Source organism: Paenibacillus agricola, from assembly GCF_011440305.1.
GTDB lineage: Bacteria > Bacillota > Bacilli > Paenibacillales > NBRC-103111 > Paenibacillus_S > Paenibacillus_S agricola.
Window position 1 is genome coordinate 1 of record NZ_JAAOIW010000001.1, and the last position, 20,102, is coordinate 20,102.

At 45.3% G+C, this 20,102-nt stretch carries 22 protein-coding genes and 3 pseudogenes; 7 read left to right on the forward strand and 18 right to left on the reverse strand.

Going from position 1 to position 20,102, the window contains the following annotated elements:
* Nucleotides 1-86, forward strand: an 86-nt coding sequence (locus G9U52_RS00005) for an IS3 family transposase (RefSeq protein ID WP_166146575.1), incomplete at its 5' end; no start/stop codon positions are given.
* A 97-nt stretch (nt 87-183) separates the two neighbouring features.
* Here G9U52_RS00005 and G9U52_RS00010 read toward each other — a convergent pair.
* Nucleotides 184-459 carry a MoaD/ThiS family protein gene (locus G9U52_RS00010; protein ID WP_166144326.1) on the reverse strand — a complete coding sequence of 92 codons (276 nt, stop codon included), beginning with the start codon at nt 457-459 and terminating at the stop codon, nt 184-186.
* Nucleotides 443-1,561: a WD40/YVTN/BNR-like repeat-containing protein gene (locus G9U52_RS00015; RefSeq protein WP_166144329.1), complete on the reverse strand. Its 1,119-nt coding sequence runs from the start codon at nt 1,559-1,561 to the stop codon at nt 443-445. The genes G9U52_RS00010 and G9U52_RS00015 overlap by 17 nt, the downstream gene beginning before the upstream one ends.
* A 276-nt stretch (nt 1,562-1,837) precedes the next feature.
* Between G9U52_RS00015 and G9U52_RS00020 the strand changes: the two genes are divergently transcribed.
* Nucleotides 1,838-2,911 (forward strand): YncE family protein, encoded by a 1,074-nt coding sequence (locus tag G9U52_RS00020; RefSeq protein ID WP_166144332.1) that lies wholly within the window; start codon nt 1,838-1,840, stop codon nt 2,909-2,911.
* Between the two features lie 111 nt (nt 2,912-3,022).
* Here the strand turns inward: G9U52_RS00020 and G9U52_RS00025 are convergent, their stop codons facing one another.
* Nucleotides 3,023-3,871 (reverse strand): DUF8832 domain-containing protein, encoded by an 849-nt coding sequence (locus G9U52_RS00025; RefSeq protein WP_166144335.1) that lies wholly within the window; start codon nt 3,869-3,871, stop codon nt 3,023-3,025.
* Nucleotides 3,872-4,293: 422 nt separating this feature from the next.
* Nucleotides 4,294-4,935: an S-layer homology domain-containing protein gene (locus G9U52_RS00030; protein ID WP_166144338.1), complete on the reverse strand. Its 642-nt coding sequence runs from the start codon at nt 4,933-4,935 to the stop codon at nt 4,294-4,296.
* Between G9U52_RS00030 and G9U52_RS00035 the strand changes: the two are divergent.
* Nucleotides 4,842-5,636: pseudogene (locus G9U52_RS00035) on the forward strand (transposase); the annotation flags it as partial. The gene G9U52_RS00030 and the pseudogene G9U52_RS00035 sit on opposite strands and share 94 nt — an antisense overlap.
* Before the next feature lie 29 nt (nt 5,637-5,665).
* The gene (locus tag G9U52_RS41545; RefSeq protein ID WP_375790210.1) at nt 5,666-5,824 is read left to right on the forward strand and encodes a transposase domain-containing protein; all 159 of its coding nucleotides are present in this window, start codon (nt 5,666-5,668) and stop codon (nt 5,822-5,824) included.
* 47 nt (nt 5,825-5,871) lie between these two features.
* On the opposite strand, the gene G9U52_RS00040 is transcribed toward G9U52_RS41545, so the two are convergent.
* Together G9U52_RS00040 and G9U52_RS00045 are read right to left on the reverse strand one after the other, a co-directional pair.
* Entirely contained in the window at nt 5,872-6,069 is a 198-nt protein-coding gene (locus G9U52_RS00040; RefSeq protein WP_207952727.1) for a LysR family transcriptional regulator, read from the reverse strand.
* Between the two features lie 52 nt (nt 6,070-6,121).
* Nucleotides 6,122-6,865, reverse strand: coding sequence for an SDR family NAD(P)-dependent oxidoreductase (locus G9U52_RS00045; protein ID WP_166144341.1), 744 nt, complete (start codon nt 6,863-6,865; stop codon nt 6,122-6,124).
* A 238-nt stretch (nt 6,866-7,103) separates the two neighbouring features.
* Between G9U52_RS00045 and G9U52_RS00050 the strand changes: the two genes are divergently transcribed.
* Entirely contained in the window at nt 7,104-7,658 is a 555-nt protein-coding gene (locus G9U52_RS00050; RefSeq protein WP_166144344.1) for a TetR/AcrR family transcriptional regulator, read from the forward strand.
* A 78-nt stretch (nt 7,659-7,736) separates the two neighbouring features.
* On the opposite strand, the gene G9U52_RS41550 is transcribed toward G9U52_RS00050, so the two are convergent.
* Nucleotides 7,737-7,988 carry a DUF3363 domain-containing protein gene (locus G9U52_RS41550; protein WP_207952728.1) on the reverse strand — a complete coding sequence of 84 codons (252 nt, stop codon included), beginning with the start codon at nt 7,986-7,988 and terminating at the stop codon, nt 7,737-7,739.
* An 83-nt stretch (nt 7,989-8,071) separates the two neighbouring features.
* Between G9U52_RS41550 and G9U52_RS00060 the strand changes: the two are divergent.
* Nucleotides 8,072-8,257 (forward strand): annotated as a pseudogene (locus G9U52_RS00060) (transposase domain-containing protein); the annotation flags it as partial.
* Between the two features lie 352 nt (nt 8,258-8,609).
* Here the strand turns inward: G9U52_RS00060 and G9U52_RS00065 are convergent.
* From G9U52_RS00065 to G9U52_RS41255, 6 genes are all read right to left on the reverse strand, one after another.
* Nucleotides 8,610-10,877 carry a heavy metal translocating P-type ATPase gene (locus tag G9U52_RS00065; RefSeq protein WP_166144347.1) on the reverse strand — a complete coding sequence of 756 codons (2,268 nt, stop codon included), beginning with the start codon at nt 10,875-10,877 and terminating at the stop codon, nt 8,610-8,612.
* A gap of 103 nt (nt 10,878-10,980) precedes the next feature.
* Nucleotides 10,981-11,427 carry a disulfide oxidoreductase gene (locus G9U52_RS00070; protein WP_166144350.1) on the reverse strand — a complete coding sequence of 149 codons (447 nt, stop codon included), beginning with the start codon at nt 11,425-11,427 and terminating at the stop codon, nt 10,981-10,983.
* 4 nt (nt 11,428-11,431) lie between these two features.
* Nucleotides 11,432-12,100, reverse strand: a complete 669-nt coding sequence (locus tag G9U52_RS00075; RefSeq protein WP_166144353.1) for a thioredoxin domain-containing protein — start codon at nt 12,098-12,100, stop codon at nt 11,432-11,434.
* Between the two features lie 483 nt (nt 12,101-12,583).
* Complete coding sequence (locus G9U52_RS00080) at nt 12,584-13,678, reverse strand: CopD family protein (RefSeq protein ID WP_166144356.1); 1,095 nt, start codon at nt 13,676-13,678, stop codon at nt 12,584-12,586.
* 1 nt (nt 13,679) lies between these two features.
* Nucleotides 13,680-14,306, reverse strand: a complete 627-nt coding sequence (locus G9U52_RS00085; RefSeq protein ID WP_166144359.1) for a copper resistance CopC family protein — start codon at nt 14,304-14,306, stop codon at nt 13,680-13,682.
* A gap of 71 nt (nt 14,307-14,377) precedes the next feature.
* Nucleotides 14,378-15,790, reverse strand: a complete 1,413-nt coding sequence (locus G9U52_RS41255; RefSeq protein WP_166144362.1) for a peptidoglycan DD-metalloendopeptidase family protein — start codon at nt 15,788-15,790, stop codon at nt 14,378-14,380.
* Between the two features lie 542 nt (nt 15,791-16,332).
* Between G9U52_RS41255 and G9U52_RS00095 the strand changes: the two genes are divergently transcribed.
* On the forward strand, nt 16,333-16,740 hold the full coding sequence (locus G9U52_RS00095) for a cation diffusion facilitator family transporter (protein WP_166144365.1): 408 nt from the start codon (nt 16,333-16,335) through the stop codon (nt 16,738-16,740).
* Here the strand turns inward: G9U52_RS00095 and G9U52_RS00100 are convergent.
* From G9U52_RS00100 to G9U52_RS00120, 5 genes and pseudogenes are all read right to left on the reverse strand, one after another.
* Nucleotides 16,723-17,580 carry a M56 family metallopeptidase gene (locus G9U52_RS00100; RefSeq protein ID WP_166144368.1) on the reverse strand — a complete coding sequence of 286 codons (858 nt, stop codon included), beginning with the start codon at nt 17,578-17,580 and terminating at the stop codon, nt 16,723-16,725. The two genes, G9U52_RS00095 and G9U52_RS00100, sit on opposite strands and share 18 nt — an antisense overlap.
* Nucleotides 17,581-18,009, reverse strand: a complete 429-nt coding sequence (locus G9U52_RS00105; protein ID WP_166144371.1) for a BlaI/MecI/CopY family transcriptional regulator — start codon at nt 18,007-18,009, stop codon at nt 17,581-17,583. It lies immediately after the preceding gene.
* A 49-nt stretch (nt 18,010-18,058) separates the two neighbouring features.
* Nucleotides 18,059-18,363 (reverse strand): annotated as a pseudogene (locus G9U52_RS00110) (ArsR/SmtB family transcription factor).
* A 61-nt stretch (nt 18,364-18,424) separates the two neighbouring features.
* A complete protein-coding gene (locus tag G9U52_RS00115; protein ID WP_207952729.1) occupies nt 18,425-19,588 on the reverse strand; it encodes a CopD family protein in 1,164 nt (387 codons plus the stop codon).
* Nucleotides 19,589-19,618: 30 nt separating this feature from the next.
* Nucleotides 19,619-20,065, reverse strand: a complete 447-nt coding sequence (locus G9U52_RS00120; protein ID WP_311764786.1) for a M23 family metallopeptidase — start codon at nt 20,063-20,065, stop codon at nt 19,619-19,621.
* Nucleotides 20,066-20,102: the final 37 nt, after the last annotated feature.

Below are 20,102 nucleotides of genomic sequence, written 5' to 3' on the forward strand. Positions count from 1 at the left end.
GTTATTATAATCATCACAGATATCAGTGGGGACTAAAAAAGATGACTCCTGTTCAGTACAGGAATCATCTCTTATGTGTGGCCTAGCACTCTTTTTTTTAAGTGTCCTTGACTAAGGGTCTAGTTTAATTCCTTAGGCTCTTTTAATTTACAGCTTTGTTGGGTTGGGAAGAGATTACTAATCTTAGCCGCCAGATACTGCCTGCAGTACCATTAGCTTGTCACCGACCTGCAATGGAATCTGCCGATGCTCAAGCCATTCAATATTATCCTCATTGTAATAAATGAGCACATGCTGGCGCAACTTACCAGCCTCATCGAAGATATGGTGGTTAAGGAGCGGATAGTCAGCCAACAGACGTTTCATAGCATGATCCAACGTATCGGCTTCTAATGTAAAATGGCTTTTGCCGCCGGTACAGTCCCTTAGCAAGGATGGGACGCTAACTGCTAATTCCATCTTCGACATCAACCTCCCACACCTTAACAGATAAAATACGCGAAAGTTGCCCAGGCAGTCGCTGCCAGTTGACCCCTCTGTCCAGCGAGCCATACAATTCGCCGGATGTTGTGCCAAAATACAAACCGTATGGATCTAATGTATCAACATCCATCGCATCCCGAAGCACACTTACATGCCGCTGCTCCTCAGGAACAACATCACCAATAGGGAGCCATGCTGCCTCATCCCGATTACGCCTGTATACAAGCATTTTACCGTCCTTCATCGTACGCTGCTCGGAGCTTTCCAGCGGAATCAGGAACACGTCTCCCGTATGGGATATACAAATCGGAAATCCGAACGGACTTTCGCCATCCTGCATCGAAAGACCCTCCTCGATTGGATACCATGAATCCCCTCCGTTCTCGGATTTAAATACGCCTTTATGCTCCTGCATATACAGAATATCGGGGTTGTCGGGGTCAAGCACCATTTTATGAATGCAATAGCCCACTTCAGGATATGGCTGGCCTGTAGGAACCCTTGCCAATCCTGTATTACAGGAATTCCATGATTCCCCGCCATCGTCAGAACGGAATACACCAACTGCTGAGATAGCAACCCAAATCCGCTTGGGGTTTTCCGGATGCACCAGAATTGTATGCAAGCACATTCCACCTGCACCTGGGAACCATCCCGGTCGGGTGGGATGCTTAGTAAGCGCATTCAATTCCGTCCAGGCTCGTCCTGCATCACGACTAACAAATATACCTGCCTCCTCAACTCCGGCATATAGCGTATTAGGCTCGGAAGGTGCTCCAGATGTGATTTGCCAAATGCGGTTTAGATGAAAGCCGCTTGCTTCTGAATATTTGGGGCCGTTCTCAATCTGGGTCCAGGTTAGCCCGAAATCTTCACTTACGCGAATCGTAGTGCCATAAGCCGCGTGGGAAGTACCAACAAATAGCCGATCGCCGTTGGTGCTATCTCCATAAACACTGTAAGATTCCCATCCAGACAAATAGGGACCATTTAACTTCCAATGAACCCTATCCGTACTCGATGTGTATACAAATACCCCCTTGTTTGTGCCAACTAGCAGTTTGATTTGCTTGCTCAAGCCCATTCCTCCCATTCATTATTGGTTAAACACATATTGTTGTAATTGCATGATTGTTATCTAGATTATAACATGAACCAGCTACTATATTTCTTATCGATTGCTTATTTTCATCCGTAAAAAAAAGGGAACCCGTTTGCGGTATTGCGGCTTCCCCTCCATTCCCTGTACTACCTTGGCATATTTCCCCAGGTTCAAATATCGATTCAGTTCCCTACCGTAATGGCATGAATATAATGCATGGAGCATGAGCCTATTATTGGAAGGGGGGCAAGCATGAAACGTATAGCTTTGCGCGTCTCGAAGCTACAAGTAAAACAATCATTACCTCGCATTATTGCATCTATTTCTGTAAGCAGCCCGGTCGCAAATATAGCCATAAATCCAGTGACAAACCGCATATATTTTGTTCAAGGTGAAAACGAACTAGGCATTCTTGACGGGAAAACGAACAAAATCATAACCACGCTGAAAACGGGTCGATTGCCTTTCCACATGGTTGTCAATCCGCGAACAAACCGTATCTATCTTACAAACTTCCGTGACGGTACCGTTTCCGTTATTAATGGCCGAACGAACCGGGTCATCACTACGATCAAAGTGGGCGAACGCTGCGATAACATTGCGGTCAATACCCGTACAAATTTAATTTATACGGCGACAATATCCTTATCGTCTAATAACGCCTATGTCGCTGTCCTGAACGGAAATACCAACAAGGTACAAAAAAGAATCAAATTCCCTGGCCGACCCTCCCAAATTACAATTAATGAATTGACCAACCGTATTTATGTGACCAATACGGTCAAAGATACAGTATCCGTGATTGATGGAAGTAATAATACCATCCTGACGACAGTAAAAGTGGGGCGGAATCCGGTAACAACACCGGCCTTAAATACGAAGACGAACCGTCTCTATATCGCTAACAACCTAAGCCGTTTCTGCTCCGTTTTAGACCTCCGAACGAATACGGTTCGCAACATTCAACTCGGCAGACTGCAAAGTGACATCATTCTTAACCCAGTAATGAATCGGCTTTATGTAACAAGTGCGCAAGTTTCAGTAAAGGGGCGACTGTTTGTCATAAATGGCAACACAAACCGAGTGATCAAAACCTTAACTATTCCTACTTTTACTAGTGTGCTGATTAATCCAAATACGAACCATTTGTTCATTTCGGAATTTCCAGAGACCGGGACAGCTCCCTTGTCCGTCTATAATGGCAGCAGCCTGAAGCGTATCGCATCTCTTCGTACTAGTAAAAGGTCAGGTAATTTGGCGCTAAACCCGCGAACGAACCGCATATATGTAGGCGGGGAAAACAACATTTCCGTCATTCAGGATTAACTCATTACATTCGATTTAGCTTTAACGGATGGGGATATTCGCAGAGGGGAAGATTGATCTCGGCAAAGCCGGTACGAGCGGTAGAGTCTTGCTTTTATAACAGAATGCAATTTACGGCACTTGAACGACGAAGGGAACGATAAACAATTGCCCGTTTTGTTGAAATTGCCCCCATATTTTGTAGACGCCGCTTTTGGGGAAAGAAGTAGCAAACTTGGCATCAGGTCCTGTTGCTTTCTCTTCCAGAGGATGATTGTGAATATACTGTTCCACATCGCTGCTAATGATAACGACATGCCCTACAGCGCCTAGATAAGGTTGAAGGTTCGTAATCGGAGATTTTGTCTTGCTGTCTGTAAAGGAAAAATTCATTTGAACTTCCTTGCCTGCCTGCAGTTTATCAAATTGGAGCGTAATCTCTTTATTATCGACTGTTTTAGTTAGGCTTGAATCGGGAGTTATGCTTTCTATAGGAGCTTTATCGTTTCCAACTTGTATCCAGTGGCTTTCTGTCTTTTGCTGGGTGCCGGTAGGGACAAAATCAGCGATTAATTTATAATCCCCATCCTTAGGAAATATGGTGCTGATCTCAAATAACCCTTTGCCCATGTACTCCGGATGAATGTGATCAAAATAGCTGAGGTCTTTACTAACTAAAATAAGATGCAATTGTTTTTCATGGTTCACTTCAAACTTCTCGACAGGCACGCCCTTAGAATCATCAATTTGTATCGAAATGTTGGCCTTCTGGTTGGATGGGGGGTTGTCAGCAGAAAGTTTCCATGTTGCTTTTACATTCATGCTGGGAGCGGGCTCGGCTGTCCCATGTCCTGCATGTTGCCCTTGTTCATTACCGCTGCTTGCAGCATTATGCTGGTTGTGGTCCTCAGGCTGCTTGGCTGTACAAGATGATAACAAAACCGCCGATAACAGACCCATTCCAAGTAGTCTTACAATCATAGGTATTCCCCTTTATTATTGTAGTGTACCCCAGTACAGTATATCTCAGTTTTTATAGTACGTAATTGCAAACGGAATCAATTGATTGGGGCGCAGTTCTCCATTGATGCATCGTCCCTGATCATAGATCGTATCAGCTTTAATCGATTCGATTGAAAGCGCGACTTAATTCATATACTATACCACCCTACAGTATGTGTCAATGTGTTTCTGTCGTTAAAATTACTTTACGCCTTGCAGGATTGTAACGGTATTTCTTTACAACCTGCCTAAAAACAAATTAGCTTTTTTAGTTTATACCATAGGGTGGACACTCTTTTCTTAGGTGTCATTATATGTTCCGCCACGGGAATGAAAAAAGGTTATTCTGCAAGCAGTTTTTTCCCCGCTTGTAGAATAACCTTGAAATCTTTCCGAATAAGTTAAATCAATTCAGACTTTTGCAGAAGCCTCTGCACGATGGCTGCGACCTCCGCTCTTGAGATATACGCTTTGGGCGCAAGCTCCGTGCTGTTTCTGCCAGTAACAATTCCTGCTTGCAAGCAGTCGGCGATACTGTCCTTCGCCCACTCTGATGCGCTGCCCGCATCCGCGAAGGGGCTCAGCTGCTCTCCTGCAGCTTGAGCTGGAAGGCTCGCCGCAAGACCGGTTATCGCCATCGCTCTCGTGATGATCGCCATCGCTTGTTCCCGCGTAATCTTGTCCATCGGACGGAAGCTGCCGTCTTCAAACCCGCTGATCAGCCTGTGCGCATTAGCGGTTTGGATCACGCTGTTATACCAATCCGTAGTCTTCACATCCGCAAATGGACTTGAACCGCCCTCTAGCTTCAGTCCCAATCCCCGAACCATAATCGCTGCAAACTCCGCGCGTGTAATTTCTTGATCAGGATTGAACCCTTCAGTACCGCTGCCGCTTACGACCATGCGCGAGCCCATGTCGTTCACCGCTGCCTTCGCCCAATGCTGGCATGAAGCTCGAGAAGCAAAATGCTGAATTGGCAGCCAAAGTGAAATGGTTTGAAGAGCAGTTTCGCTTAAGCCAGCATAGACTCTTCGGTGCATCCAGCGAAAAAACGCCTCCAGACCAGTTAGATCTGTTTGATGAAGCGGAGAAGGAAGCTCAACTGGCTTTAGCAGAGCCCACGCTAGAATCCATTACGTACAAACGCCGTAAGCAAGTCGGTCACCGCGAAAACATGCTTAAAGATCTGCCTACGGAAGTCATTGAATATCGGCTGTCTGAGGCGGAACAAGTGTGTCCTTGCTGCAATGGACCTCTGCATGAGATGAGCACGGAGGTCAGGACGGAGTTATGTAGGCTTTGTGAGCGTACCGAAATTCATCCCACCATCTTGCGTGCTTCTATGCCTGCACCCATACTTCCTAAAAGTCTCGTATCTCCTTCCATTATGGCCTATGTCATGAGCCAAAAATATGTGGAGAGCATGCCTTTGTATCGCTAGGAAAAGCAATTCGAACGATTAGGGATTGAATTGTCTCGTCAAACCCTGGCCAACTGGATGCTGCATGGTGCAGACCCATGGCTAAACTTGGTCTATGAGCGCATGCATTAGCTTCTTTTGAAACAGGAAGTACTGCAAGCGGATGAAACGCCATTACAGGTGCTTCATGAGCCTGGGCGAACGGCAAGCCAAAAATCATATATGTGGTTGTACCGTACGGGGCGAGGGGTTCCGCCGATTATTCTGTACGATTATCAGACAACGCGGGCGGGCAAGCATCCTTGTCGGTTTTTGGCCGGCCATTGAACGCGATATCCGGCATGTATCTAATGGAAACCGCTAAAGAAAATGGGCTGAATCCTTTTGAATACCTTAAATATCTCTTTGAGCAATTGCCCAATTTAGATACAAAACATCTTGAGAATATTGATGCATTACTTCCTTGGTCAGCTATGCTGCCGGAGATATGCAAAATCCCCAAGAAATAAGCATATTCTAGTCCTCACTTTGTTTCAAGGTGGGGGCTATTTTACGCTTACCCAGAAAGCCTACCCGCTTGTGACAGGCGCGTGCTAAGGTTGGTGTGGACGAACGATTGTTCGCCAAGGTCTTCTTCCAGTTCCTTGATGGTGCGCGACAGAGGCGATTGCTCGATATGCAGCTTCTCCGCTGCACGGGCGAAGTGGAGTTCTTCGGCAACAGCCAAGAAACAACGAAGGTGACGAAGTTCCATTTGTTATTCCCCGCCTCCTTCGTGTCTCACATTCGATATTGCTGAGGGGTCGTCAGACCGCCATGAAACCGCCATCCACAAACAGTTCTTCGCCCGCGATGAAACTGCTCTCGTTCGATGCCAGGAATAGCACCGCTTTGGCGACCTCATCTGCCTGGCCGAGTCTCCCGAATGGCGTCATCTGCTTCAGCGCCTCCTCGGCCCCCTCGTTGTCTCGAAGATACGTCTGGAGTGCCGGCGTGAGGATCACTCCAGGGGAAACCACATTCACGCGGATGCCCTGGCTTTTAAGGTCGGTCGTCCACGTGCGCGCGAGCGAGCGGATCGCGGCCTTCGTGGCACTATAGATCGACAAATTGGGAAGCCCTTTACTGCCCGACGCCGATCCTGTAAGGATCACCGTGCCTCCAGCCTTCATTAGTGGCAACGCCTTCTGTACGGTGAAGACCAAACCCTTTACGTTCGTGGTGAACACACGATCGAAGTGCGCTTCCTCGATGCCGCCGAGTGGTGCGGACTCGGAAATTCCTGCGTTAGCAAACACGACGTCAACCTTGCCGTGGTCACGCTGGATGCGCTCGTAGAGTCGATCGAGGTCGGCGAAGTTGCTGACGTCTCCCTGGACGCCGACGGCACCGCGGCCGATCCCCTTCACGGCCTCGTCCAGTCGTTCTTGCTGACGCCCTGTGATGTACACATGCGCGCCTTCTGTCGCGAAGAGTTTTGCCGTCATCAAGCCGATGCCATCACTACCGCCCGTGATCACCACGACCTTGTTTTCAAATCGCTTCGTCATTTCTTCTACCCTCTTTCTCTTAAAGTGGATGATTACTCCACTTATTATACGGAGTCACCCTCCACTTTGCAAGTGACAACGAGAAAAACACCATTGCTTTTTAGCCCCCTAATCCCTTTTGACACTTTCTCCGACTTCCATTACACTAAAGAGAGCGGAGGAAATGTCGGTGAAAAGACGTTTTTACGGCACGAAAGCATTAGGACGAAACTGTCCAAGGTTAGGGGGTTGAACCGCATTGACTGAAGTAAATCCACTGCGGGCAGACGCCCAACGAAACCGCGAACGTATCCTTGCTGCGGCTGAAGATGTCTTCCTGGAGCGAGGTGCTGGTGTTTCGCTGGAAGACGTTGCAAAGCGGGCGGGTGTTGGAATCGGAACGCTCTACCGGCGCTTTCCTACGCGCGACGCACTCTTGGCTGCATCCTACAACGACCGCTTCTTGTCATTCGCACAAGCCAGTCGGGAAAGAGCTGCCGGGCTTGATCCAGCAAGTGCGGTACGTGCCTATCTTGAAGAACTCGTCCTGCACACGAGCGTTTATCGTGGCCTTACTGCCTCACTAGGAACTGTTCTTCAAGTCGGTACGCCGGGTTGCCATGCGACAATCGAGGAGGGGGTGCGGTTGCTGGACCATGCGCAGAAGGCCGGGGTTATTCGTTCCGATATCACCTTCGATGATCTGGTGTACGTCGTAACCGCGATCTCCCTTGCTGTTGAACGAGATGGCTCGCCGAAATCTCGCATTGCTCATTTGGTCAGCTTGTTCCTCGACGGCATCAGCGTGCGGTGACGGTTCCAGAAACTCAAATCATGTCCAGGCAACGCCCAACAAACAGGAAAAATAAATTTTGACCTAATCGTGGATGGCTCAAATTGATATGCTGCGTTGCCTCCCGATTTCCCACGACACGCCACCGCCGCGTACCGTCGCGGCGATCTGCTGCCCCAGCCGCTGCTCGATCACTGGCCGCCACGGCACCAGTCTGAATCCCATGCCGTCGTCCAGTATCGCGTAGCGCCCGGCGCGGGCAGCGCGTGATCCTCGCCCGCTGGCGAGCATGACGGAGCGCCGGTAGATCCCGGCCACGCGCTGCCCGTCCGCCGTTGGGCGGTGCTCCAAGCCGGTTTCGGCGGCAATGTCCTTGGCGGGCCTGCGCCAGTTCCCGATTCCGCAGCGTTCCCAGCAGGTCCTTGCGCACTTCGGCCAGCGCTATGATCTATAGCATCGCGGAAACGGCAAAGGCTAATGGGCTGAAGCCACAGCTGTACCTCCAGCATCTGTTTGAGCAGTTGCCACAGCTTGCAGATCCGAAAGATCCAGATGCTTTGAGCAAACTGGCGCCCTGGTCGCCATCCTTGCCGCTGACCTGCCGCCTATTCTCAAAATAAGGCAAACGTATGGCTCTCCATGTACAGTGGAGGGCTATTTGGCTTACCTTGCCTTCTCTATTCCCTATCTATGCCTCGCGCGGCCGCTATACTCATATTCTCATCGTACTGGGCTCACTTCCATGTGTGCTCGATTTGACGCTTAATTTTGTATAAGGTGTATCCAAAAAAATAATTAAATCGGCATTCTGGAAACTTTTGAATACCCAATCATGATTATGGGCACCTTCTATAATCCAATTTTCAGAACAGGTTTTCGTATGTTGCATAAAACTTAAAGAATACAAAAATCCTGCCATCTCAATGGACAGCAGGAGTGTATTAAACTATATAGAACTTTTGTGTCATTGAATCATGCCTGCGTTCGCAGCACCCGCATGGCATTTAATACAGCAAGTAAAGTGACACCGACATCTGAAAATACGGCTTCCCACATCGTGGCTATTCCAAAAGCACCTAATATAAGAAACACACCTTTAACTCCGAGGGCAAAAAAGATGTTTTGCCATACGATATTGCGTGTCCGTTTGGCTATATGGATGGCTGTAGCTATCTTGGAAGGCTCATCCGTCATGATCACGATGTCCGCGGCTTCAATGGCTGCGTCAGACCCTAAACCACCCATCGCCATCCCTACGTCCGCCCTAGCCAGTACAGGTGTGTCATTGATGCCATCCCCGACAAACAAGATCTTTTCTTTGGGCGACTTCAGCCTATCCAGCTTTTCAATTTCCTCGACCTTGTCCTGCGGAAGCAATTCGGAGTGGACTTCATCCAAGCCAAGCTGGCGGCCAACTGCCTCCCCAACAGATTTGACATCACCTGTGAGCATAATGGTCTTTTTGATGCCCAGTGCTTTCAACGACTGGATTGCTTTCAATGCGTCCTCTTTGATCTCATCTGCGATGACAAGGTAGCCCGCATATTGCTTATCTATCGCGATATGGACCGTAGTGCCGACTTCATTGGGCTTCTGGAAGGCAATGTTTTCTTTCTGCATCAACTTTACATTACCTGCCAGTACCTCTTTGCCATTGACCGTAACCTGGATGCCATGGCCGGAAATTTCATTGTATCCTACTATACTCTCTTTGTTGATATCTTTGCCATATGCAGTCCGTATCGACTCTGCAATCGGGTGGTTGGAATGCATTTCTGCCATTGCCGCAACTTCCAATAGCTCATCCTTGGATAATGCACCTGACGGCTGTATAGCTGTTACCTTGAATGCACCTTTAGTTAAGGTTCCCGTTTTATCAAATACGACATATTTAACATGGTTTAATGCTTCTAAGTAATTGCTGCCTTTCACCAGAATGCCCGACTTTGAAGCAGCGCCTATGCCTCCAAAAAATCCAAGAGGGATCGAGATCACAAGGGCACATGGACAAGAGATGACCAAAAATACTAAAGCCCGATAGATCCAATCTGAAAAGGTTGCGCCTGGAATGAGTAAAGGAGGGACAATGGCTAACAACAATGCACCAATGACTACGACAGGTGTATAGTAGCGTGCAAACTTGGTTATAAAATTTTCTGTGGGTGCTTTTTTATTGCTAGCATTTTGTACTAAATCTAAAATTTTGGAGACGGTAGATTCCCCGAAAACTTTGGTGACTTCGACGGTTAATACCCCATTTTTGTTGATGAACCCGCTTAATACATCGTTGCCCACTTCGACTTCACGGGGAATGGACTCCCCTGTTAAAGCTGAGGTATCCACCATCGATTGCCCTTCGATAACTTTCCCATCCAACGGGACTTTTTCTCCCGGCTTTATAACGATATGCTCGCCAATTTGGACTTCTTCCGGCGACACCCGTTTGATGTCATTTCCAGACTTGACGTTTGCAAAATCAGGACGGATATCCATCAATGCGGTAATCGATTTACGGGACTTATTAACCGCTATGCTTTGGAATAATTCACCTACCTGATAAAACAACATAACCGCAACGCCTTCAGGATATTGTTGGACAGCAAATGCACCAATCGTTGCTAGTGACATCAGGAAATACTCATCAAATACTTGCCCTCTGCCTATATTTTTAATAGCTTGGAGAACAATATCTCCGCCAATGATGATATAAGCTAGAAAGAACAGGCCCAACTCCACATAACCGTTAACTGGGGCTAATAGTGCAATTCCACCCAAGATGGAGCCGATCGCCAATCGCAGGATCATACGCGATGTGTTTTTGCCCCCATGGTCGTGGCTGTGCCCTTCATGGCCGTGGTTATGTGCTTCATCCCCATGGCTATGCCCCTCTTCTTCATCATGTTGGTCATGCCCCGGACGGTCGTGCTTTTGACCTTCTTTGCCATGGTCATGACCGTGAGCATCCAAACTTGTTTTCTTTAGCGTATTTCCATTAGCACCTTTTTCTTTTACATGTATATGTGGCTCCAATTGTTTAACTTTCTTCTTGGTTTCTTCAACGACCGTTTCTTCCTGCTCATGTTCCGTTTCCAATGTTAATGTTTTCGTCATAAAATTCACGGAGCAAGAGGATATCCCTGAAATTTTCTTGACTCCATTTTCGATCTTCATTGCACAGTTTGCACAATCCAAACCCTCTAACAGAAACTCCTTTTTAACTAATTCTTTAGCGGCTTCCATAAATGACACCCCCTAGTCTAAAACACATGAACATATATTCATGCGTTTGTGAGATAGGCCTATTATATTCCCCCTATTGCATGGATGTCAATGTTTTCTATTATTATCCGTCACTCCGGGCGCCATTTGGGCGTGTCCATGCCATCAACAACGTGATCAGGATAAATGCAATCAAGGCAAGGAACGGAATCGTTACAAACCCAAACCAATTGATATAGTCCACATTGCAAGGCACACCTCGCGTACAAGGTTTTATCGTCGCTAAATAAGGGACCTTTTGCTCCAGGTAATGGAATAACGAAATACATCCCCCTACAACAGACATCGGCAAGATATATTTTTTAAGATTCTTCTCATTGGTGTAGGCTGCTATCCCCAAAATAAGGCTTAGGGGGTACATCATGATCCGTTGGTACCAGCAAAGCTCGCAAGGGATATAGCCCATGATTTCGCTAAAATATAGGCTTCCCAAAGTGGCTACTACAGAAACAACCCAAGCCAAATATAACGTGTAATCCAATAAGTTCAACTTTTGTTTCACCGTCTGCATCTTCTCACCTCTTATTGATGATTGAAGTGATTTCATTGTAATCAAAGGGATTTTTAACCATCACCCCATTGATCATTAAACTTGGTGTTTGTTGGATATTATAAGTTTTCACTAATTGTTCATCTATATTTACTTGGGGCATCGTGATCTGGTTTTTGATATCGTCTCCTACTTTCTTGGCATCCACTTGGGGTGCATAAGCTTTTGCGATATTCAAAAGGACATCTACAGTAATCCAAGGTGCATCGTGGTTTTCACGAGGCTGGGTATCGAATAATTGTTTATGGAATTTCCAATAGGCATCGTTGTCCTGTGCAAACACAGATTCTGCCGCGAGCGCACCCAGTTTAGACTCTTCACCATGGAAAAGCACGTTAATATAAGAAAATTTGGCTTTGCCGGTATCCATATACTCTTTCTTTAATTGCGGGAATACCTGCTCTCCCCAAGCTTTACAGGATGGGCATTTATAATCACCAAACTCCACAATATTAATGCCTGCGCTTGGATTGCCCATGGTCGGCTGGTTTTCTAAGGAAGGTTGATTTTTTAAAGCCTCCGTTTGGTCTACTTTTCCGCTCATTCTTGTAACCAGGAATAATGAAAATAATACAACTAGAACGGCGAGCGTAAGGAGAACCATCGTTTTCGAGCCACTTTTGCTTTTAGCCATCATGCACCTCTTTTGAATGTTATCGTCTTTCCATTAACAAGGATTCTCCGCACTTTAGAAACCGGTAAATCCTCCATATAAGCGGATCAGCACTATCGTAATTTTTGTCATTTGGTCCGTATATAACAAGAGAAAAAGGGGCCGTAAACCCAATCGTATAAGCAAGAAGATAATGGAGAACTTTTTTTGCCTAATTGGCGTTTGGATTTCCATTTATCCAAAAATCGGGTTGGTTTCTTCATTCATCCGTAACTCCTCATTTTTGCTCTGGAATGGCCATCCATCCGTTATAGATACCATAATAAAATACATAGAGGCTGATGAAACCAAGGATAAGTGACACCGTACCCCTTTTGGGTTTATGTTGAAAAAATAGGACAAAGGCTCCACTAAAAAAAGAACCTGTAATGGTAATCATTGCGACTAGTGCGAGCATGTACAAGATCCTTTCCAGTATCCAATTACGGTGTGGATAGTTTGGTTTTACCTGACTGCAAACATTAAAGATAAATAGCCGGTACCAACAAATAGCAGTCCAGCCCCCACGGCCAGTCCATAGGATTTTCTTTTCCATGATAATGGCATGCCTAGCAAAAGTGCTAAGGCCGATACCCCACCAAAAACTAGGCTAACCGGATTATAACCCAATAGGATGCTATTGCCTTGGCCGTGGTCAAAACCAGTCAACCATACAAATAGAGATGAAGGCGCTTCTTCTTTTAAAAAGGCCTGGAGATCATCATGTGGGGGTGATTGTTTTGCCATATAGGCAGTTGCCACCAAAACCATCAAAACGACAATGCTTTCCGCCCTTAGCCATGGCAATGGGCTGTAAGTTGGATTTTTAATGACCCACCTTTTTAGCAAAAAACCGTTAATCCAAGCTATGCCTAACAAGGGGATAATGAGAAGATGCTTGACCAATAAAGCTTGGCCATATGAGGTCATCCATGAGTCTATATACTGGGGGGTTAACTTGCTCATCAAAAAGAATCCAGCTGAAATGGCAACAACCACACAACTGATCGATAGCGGTGAGAACCACCTCAGGAATGCCGGCCAGTTCTGGCTGCCCTTGGCAAACCAACCTACAACCATCATCACCCCGACCCAAATCGTGACAGCAAGAAAATGGATCGACTGCGCCATGAAACCTTGCCATTCATAAACCGTAGCTGAATGGCTTGCCCATCCAAAACAGCCTACCAAGAGAATAGATAGGGCAAAGATTCCTTTCCATTTAAATCTATAGATGCTTGAGGTGTCGCCTAATTTGTGCAGGTATAAAAGGGCGATGGCTATTAATAGCGTCAAAACCCAAGCATTCCCGATTTTATAATCCGTAATGACCTTGTAGGTAATAAACCCGATTTCATAGCCTAAATTGACCCTAAAGAAAATAATAAGCTGGATGATCTGCACAAATGAAAAAATAACGATCCCAACGATTGCCCCCAATATGACATGGTTATGGATGATGATAGAGGGCTTTTTTGATTCTGGAATAAGGTTAATTAAAGACCCGCCCACCAATAGGGCAAAACAGATATAGAGTATGGCTTCACTAACTACGTACATTTCATTTCCTCCGTTTTTTTAGGCTGTAAATAGTAAGCCCCAAAAGAACAGCTAATACAATGAGAATGTAGAGGAGCATGGAATTATCTGTATTTTTCTCTGGTGGGTTGGCCATGATTTCTGCTGGTTGGCTAGGAGTGGCTGGAACCGAAGGTTCTACCTTTGGCGCCTCCGGTTTTAGGTCTGTGCCTGGCTTGCTGGCCGTTTGCTCAGGTATTTCTATTTTTGCGCTATCGCTGGCAGGCCGGTCCACTTGAAAGGAGAACTGGCCTTTAATCGGGTGGCCGTCTGTCCCTACGATATTCCATTGGACCTGGTATCCTCCATTGGCTGCTGGCTTAGCCAACGTGCCTGTCATCGTTGTCTCATTAATTTGTAAATCCAACACGTCTATTTTCTGGTTTTCTTTATTGAATAGTTGAAAAGTACTTAAGCTTTCTACTTTTGATTTAAAAACCAAGCTGATTTTCGTAAGCTCTGCAGTAACTACTTCCCCTTCCTTTGGGCTTGAGCTTTCTAATCCAGTATGCGCTAAAGCCATTCCAGGAAGAATAAGGATCCATATAAAGGCTATCAGCGGTAATATCGTTTTCTTTTTAAACCATCTAAACCCTATCCACATATTCATTCCATAAACTCCTCTGTCCCTTTTTTCCATGGCCCCAATAACCGGTTATAAGTTGGATGTCATCCAATCGGTCATTTGCTTAAATATTTTAAAGGATTTTCCTGTTGGCCATCTTTTTGGATTTCAAAGTGAAGGTGGACACCGGTTGAATCACCCGTACTGCCCATAACACCTATTTTCTCTCCTTTTTCGATCAATTGCCCATCTGTGACTTCAATTTTGCTTAAGTGTGCATACAAGGTTGTATACCCGTTTTGGTGGTCAATCATAATACAATTGCCATAACCCGACTTCTCCCCAGCAAAAATGACCTTGCCATGGTCCGCTGACATAATCGTCCGGTTACTCGACACCGTGTCAGTCCCTGCATGCAATTTACCCCAGCGTTTACCGAATTCACTTGTCAGCTTTGCCCCATAAATAGGCCAAGCAAATGAACCCGTCCCATTCCCTTTAACCACTTTGGTTCCTTGCTTCACGATCTTGTCTATAGGGGCTTCCACTAAAGTTTCATCAATAGGAACCTCTTCAACTAGCCGGCCGTTAATCTTAGTAACTCGGTACACCACTTTTTTCAGCCCATTTTTACCTTCCGCCACGATTTCTGAAGTGCCCGCTCTCATAGCATCATCTTTCTCATAAATGACCCCAAGCGGTATTTCCAACGCATCCGTCCTTGTCTCCACGGTTTTCACAGATAGCATAGGCTGGAGAACGGTTAAATCCAATTGCTCGCCAATTTTGATAAAATCATTCTCGATCCATGAATTGTTTTGGTAGATCACATCACTGGATATATTGAATTTTTTGGCAATGCATGACACACAATCGCCAGCTTGTACTGTGTAGGTTACAGGCTGGGCATTGCCAGACTCCAGCATGCTTGCCACTTTCTCAGGCGTAGTGATGTTTTCCGGATTCGTGTTCACCTTTACCATGGACACTTTTTGCAAAAAGTCATTGGTTTCAACCATGGGCTTCCCAGCCTTTTGTGATTCGTTCAAGGACAAAGCCAGTACTTTTCTTTCAGGGGTATATTTACTTTTAATTTGGTCCAGTATCCCTTGTGCTGTATCCGTATCCTTGACAGTACCCACCGGTTTTCCATCAATCTGGATTTCTACCCCAGTTGCTTTTAGGAGCAGTCCGTTTTCCAACCTATGGATCACACTCGAATTGTCAATTTTCGCTCGAAACGCCTTTTCATACGAATAGGTGAGCCCACCAGCATCAGCCACCAAAATGACTTGTGGGTTCTTCGTGCTTAGTTCCTTTTGTTTTTGCTCCAACCAGATATTGATCACTTCCGGGTTGCTGACAGCTCCCAATTTTTCACCGTTTTTGTAAACGAGATATCGCTCCACCATATGATCTTTAACGTATCCTTGTCCCCAAAAGATGATGGTGATAACCAGGGAAAAAATCGTTGCATAAACCACCCATCGGAATCTTCCAGTTGCCAAATACCCTAGAGAAAAATTCACATCTGCCTCCGATCCCACCTGTTAGTGTATAATGCCCATGCGCCTCTTCTAAAAGTAACACATTTTTTCACATGAATAAACTACTCACCATAGTTTAATATGGCCATCCTATGAATGAGATTTAATTGATGAATAGAAAAAACGCAAGGACTACTAAAACAAGGGTTAGTAATGTCCCCACTATGGCGCCAACCAGCCATGACTCTTTTTTCTTTAGAAAAGCGGAAACAATTGCGTGCGTGAAGAACGGTGCGGCGTAAAAATAAATTCTTAAATTGTCATTAAACCGGATGAAATAATCCATTGCGAGCATGGCAACCAGAATGAGAACGAGTAAGGTTGCGCTCTTCCTCACAGTTTTATAGTCCAGTAGGGAGCTAAAATGAAAATGCACAAATAACATTCCTCTCTTTACTATTTGTAGAAAAATCCGACCTACAACTTTAGTATGAAACTCAACAATTTTAAAATTTTTAAACTATCCTTCGTAGTCTATTTATTACCCAACTTTATTAAACATGTGATCAAATGTCAATAAACAAATGAATAATTCAATATTTATTCATATATTTCAACCACATGGTTCCGCTCATTCGCATAACCATGGAAAGAGCGCCAATAAACAGGCATTAAAGCTTTCCTTTATTATCATCTCAATTTATATGATTGTCGAAGCGATTGGCGGTTTTGAGGTTTTAGCTGCATTTATTAATGGCCTTACCTTAATGTCAATTTCTTTATACATATTCTGGGAATCATACCTACGGTTATCACAATCGCCTCAAGTTTTGAGCACCGGGATGCTAATTATTGCTTCAATCGGACGCTCTCCAGCCCGCTTCGAGACTATCACCTTAAGATCGCGCCCATACTGGGCGCTGGGCGTATGCACAAAAAAGCAGGAGAATATCTCTCCTACTTTATTTGCCTTTTTATATACACTGAAATAAAATGACTAACGAGATAATGATAAGAACCACACATGAAGAACATGCCGATAACACAGAAACAGCGGGTACATGGACCGGTTCATCTGGATTTATGAGCTGGGACAATCGATAGTTGATCGCAGATTCGGAAAAGCCCACCCCCTGGTAAGAGGTATCGAATTTAGGGGTTTGGACAAGTTTTAATAATGCCGTGCCGATTGGGAAGGTTGAGTTTGTCTGTGTGATGGCATAACGGTCAGCCAGCAACTCCATCCAAATCTCGTAGTATTGGCCCAACCCTTTCAAGGCCGATACATAAGGCATGCCTTTGATAATCATTCTAACCAGCCACTTTTTTAAAGGGTCGCGCTGTAAGCAATGGTAACGTTCATGGAGCAAAACTGCATGTACCTCCTCCGCGGAGAGTATCTCCAATAGACCTGTGGAGACCACAATCCTGGGGTAAAGCAAGCCGGACGCTAAAGCTACCGGTTGCCGTTCACGGATCACATCAATACTTATGTGCCACATTTTATATTTTCTAGTCCATCTTTTGGTCAATTGGGGGTGGATCCGGTTCTGTACATAACGGTTCCAATTTTGGGAGACAAAGATTTGCCTGCCTAAATAGGCAAACATCCGAAAACAAGTAAGGGCTATTAATAAAACAAAAAGCGTTTCAAAGAATGAATGCCCTGTCAATAAATCTAACAACACGATTTTTATAAGCAACAGCATATCGGATTGTAAATCAACATCGCCCAATTGGTGGGACAATGCCAGGCACATCTGCAATACAATCCAAGCGGCGACAACATAGATAAACCAAATGGCAAAGCTGGGCTTTAACAATCTCCCCATTTAATGGTTCCTCTTTTTTAATTCTTGGAGCTTAATCTCCAGCGTTTGGATAAGTTTCGGGTCTGCTTCATCAATGGCATCCACGATATGGGTCACCATCAATTCGCCAAAATCTCCTATCAAACCACGGGTCACGTTTTTCGTCTGTTCGGCCAAAAACTGTTCTTTCGTCGACGCTGCCTTGAAATGGGTAAGCTTCGTCCGGCCTTTGCCCTCCGTATGCCTGTGCAGCAGCCCCTTGTCATAAAGCCGGTTCATGACCGTCATGATGCTATTAATCGAACACGGACTTTCTTCATTTAACTTATGGTGCATTTGTTTAATGCTTAGTTCTTCAGAAACCCAAAATACTTCCATGATCTTGGCTTCCAAAGAGCCCAAAAAACGGTGCAGCCCTTCTTCTTGGAACATATATTTATTAATCTTCATTTGTTTAACACTCTCTCCGTATTCATAGGATTCAATCATGCTTCACATGCTACAGCATTTGCACAAAAATTTGTTCGATATGTCCATCATCCAAAGAATAGAAAACCGTTTTGCCTGCCTTGCGTCGTTTTACGATCCGCAAATTCCGCAAGTAACGGAGCTGGTGGGAAATGACCGATTGCCCATCTGGACAGCCACAGTCAGGTCGTGTACACAAAGCTCCTTTTGCAATAATTTCACACGGGTTTGGTCACCCAGAGCTTAAAAATATCCGAGAGCCATTTGCTTCATTTCCTCACTATCTGAGGTTCCTTCACAGGTTACATCGCACTGGTCTTGAAATAATTTCACCATAACGTCGTAATCTTTATCCCATACAAGAATACTTCTGCTTACAGTATACCAGAAAACACCCTTATTTAACTGCAAGCATCAAGGAAAGATAAGCCGCTAGTATAAAAGAACCACTATACACAAGGGCGGCAGACATTTTTTGTTTGTTAATAAAGGTGAATACGACCATACATAGTAGTGCAAGGGCAAGTACGCCTAACAACAAGCTGGGCATATTCACAGCGATGCTTAGTGGAAGTTGAAACGGGCTGCCACCTTGGTACAAGGCATTAAATAATACGGATGGCTTATTCTCTAGCAGCGTCAATGATACATCGTGGGGCGGAGATTGTTGGCCCATAAACCCGGTAACTGCAAATATACAGAATACTATGGCACTTTCTGCTTGTATCCAAGCTAACCCATTGTAACCAGGGGATTGGGTGATCCTCCTTCTCACCACAAATCCATTAATAAAAGCAAATGTGACCAACGGAATGATGAGAATGTGTTTGAGCAATAATGCTTGTCCGTATGTCAAAATCCATGAATTGATATACTGGGGGACTGTATATTGCATAATAATCAGCCCTGACACACCAATAGTGGCCATGCAAGCAACTGATAAGGGGGTAAACCATTTCAGGAAAGGAAGCCAACGTGTACGGTCTTTAGCGTACCAACCGCCCATAAATAATAAACCCGTCCACACAGATACGGCTAGAAAATGGACGCTATGGACCACCCCACCTACAACTCCTGCTGCCAAGGAATATACGTGGCTTGAGAATCCCAATGCAACAATCATGCCAAGGACGATGAATAGGCTTGTAACAGCTAAATGGACATGGGTTCTGATGTCATTATTAAGGATAACCAGCAAAATCAATACAGAAAGGACGAGTGTTAATACATAAGCTTTTCCCTCTTCAAACGTAGTCATCACACTTTTAAAAGTGAGCCAAAATCCAATATCTGGGGCAAAAACCATGACAATTCGAATCACTGGCATAAAAGAAAATAAGGCGATTCCCAGTATGCATAAAACCATGTGCTTTTGTGGAAACTCGATACCTGGTTGGTAGGTACGTGGAATCACATAGGACAGCAGGCCCCCAAGCAATAATGAAAAACATAGGTATAAGAAGGCTTCGCTGATATAAACCACGACCATTGTATCCATCCCTTTCCAAACAGGCTTTTGAATCATATAAGGAAAGCTGCAAAGAACAACTGTTAGAACCATAGCCGTAACCCGTTGGAAATGCGGAACTGTTTAATTGAGATAGGATGAAGGATTTACCGCACGCTCATTTAACCTGACTTCGAAATGTAGATGGGAGCCTGTAGAGCGGCCGGTAAACCCGACTTCAGCTAATAGCTGCCCCTTTTTAACAAGGTCTCCTTTTTCAACTTTGAAGCCATCCATCCGGATATGCGGATACAAGGTCCAAAGCCCGTTGCCATGGTCAACCATATCCGTGTTTCCATGCCCACTCCAAAACTGGGCCACAATGACCGCCAAAATGGAGGTTCCTGACGGAGCTCCGATATCTAACCCAGAGTGAAACGCTCCCGGCTTACGGGTAATCGGGTCCACCCGTGTGCCATAACTGGACGTAATCGCCTTAGCAGGGGTGGCAGCACTCTTTTTTCTTAATAAAGCGGCTTCCTTGCCGGCTAGTTCCATCAACTTACGCTCCTGTTCTTCGGAAATTCCCACTAATGCCTCCTCTTTATTTTCCAACGAGTTCAGGGCT

What these genes read in the sequence shown, in the direction of transcription:
- G9U52_RS00115 (WP_207952729.1), bottom strand. Translation starts at nt 19,588, where the DNA reads ATGGTTCTAACAGTTGTTCTTTGCAGCTTTCCTTATATGATTCAAAAG.
- G9U52_RS00075 (WP_166144353.1), bottom strand. Translation starts at nt 12,100, where the DNA reads ATGGCTAAAAGCAAAAGTGGCTCGAAAACGATGGTTCTCCTTACGCTC.
- G9U52_RS00080 (WP_166144356.1), bottom strand. Translation starts at nt 13,678, where the DNA reads ATGTACGTAGTTAGTGAAGCCATACTCTATATCTGTTTTGCCCTATTG.
- G9U52_RS00010 (WP_166144326.1), bottom strand. Translation starts at nt 459, where the DNA reads ATGGAATTAGCAGTTAGCGTCCCATCCTTGCTAAGGGACTGTACCGGC.
- G9U52_RS00070 (WP_166144350.1), bottom strand. Translation starts at nt 11,427, where the DNA reads ATGCAGACGGTGAAACAAAAGTTGAACTTATTGGATTACACGTTATAT.
- G9U52_RS00085 (WP_166144359.1), bottom strand. Translation starts at nt 14,306, where the DNA reads ATGAATATGTGGATAGGGTTTAGATGGTTTAAAAAGAAAACGATATTA.
- G9U52_RS00065 (WP_166144347.1), bottom strand. Translation starts at nt 10,877, where the DNA reads ATGGAAGCCGCTAAAGAATTAGTTAAAAAGGAGTTTCTGTTAGAGGGT.
- G9U52_RS00105 (WP_166144371.1), bottom strand. Translation starts at nt 18,009, where the DNA reads ATGAAGATTAATAAATATATGTTCCAAGAAGAAGGGCTGCACCGTTTT.
- G9U52_RS41545 (WP_375790210.1), top strand. Translation starts at nt 5,666, where the DNA reads ATGGAAACCGCTAAAGAAAATGGGCTGAATCCTTTTGAATACCTTAAA.
- G9U52_RS00040 (WP_207952727.1), bottom strand. Translation starts at nt 6,069, where the DNA reads ATGGAACTTCGTCACCTTCGTTGTTTCTTGGCTGTTGCCGAAGAACTC.
- G9U52_RS00095 (WP_166144365.1), top strand. Translation starts at nt 16,333, where the DNA reads ATGAATAATTCAATATTTATTCATATATTTCAACCACATGGTTCCGCT.
- G9U52_RS00045 (WP_166144341.1), bottom strand. Translation starts at nt 6,865, where the DNA reads ATGACGAAGCGATTTGAAAACAAGGTCGTGGTGATCACGGGCGGTAGT.
- G9U52_RS00100 (WP_166144368.1), bottom strand. Translation starts at nt 17,580, where the DNA reads ATGGGGAGATTGTTAAAGCCCAGCTTTGCCATTTGGTTTATCTATGTT.
- G9U52_RS00030 (WP_166144338.1), bottom strand. Translation starts at nt 4,935, where the DNA reads ATGCACCGAAGAGTCTATGCTGGCTTAAGCGAAACTGCTCTTCAAACC.
- G9U52_RS00025 (WP_166144335.1), bottom strand. Translation starts at nt 3,871, where the DNA reads ATGATTGTAAGACTACTTGGAATGGGTCTGTTATCGGCGGTTTTGTTA.
- G9U52_RS00020 (WP_166144332.1), top strand. Translation starts at nt 1,838, where the DNA reads ATGAAACGTATAGCTTTGCGCGTCTCGAAGCTACAAGTAAAACAATCA.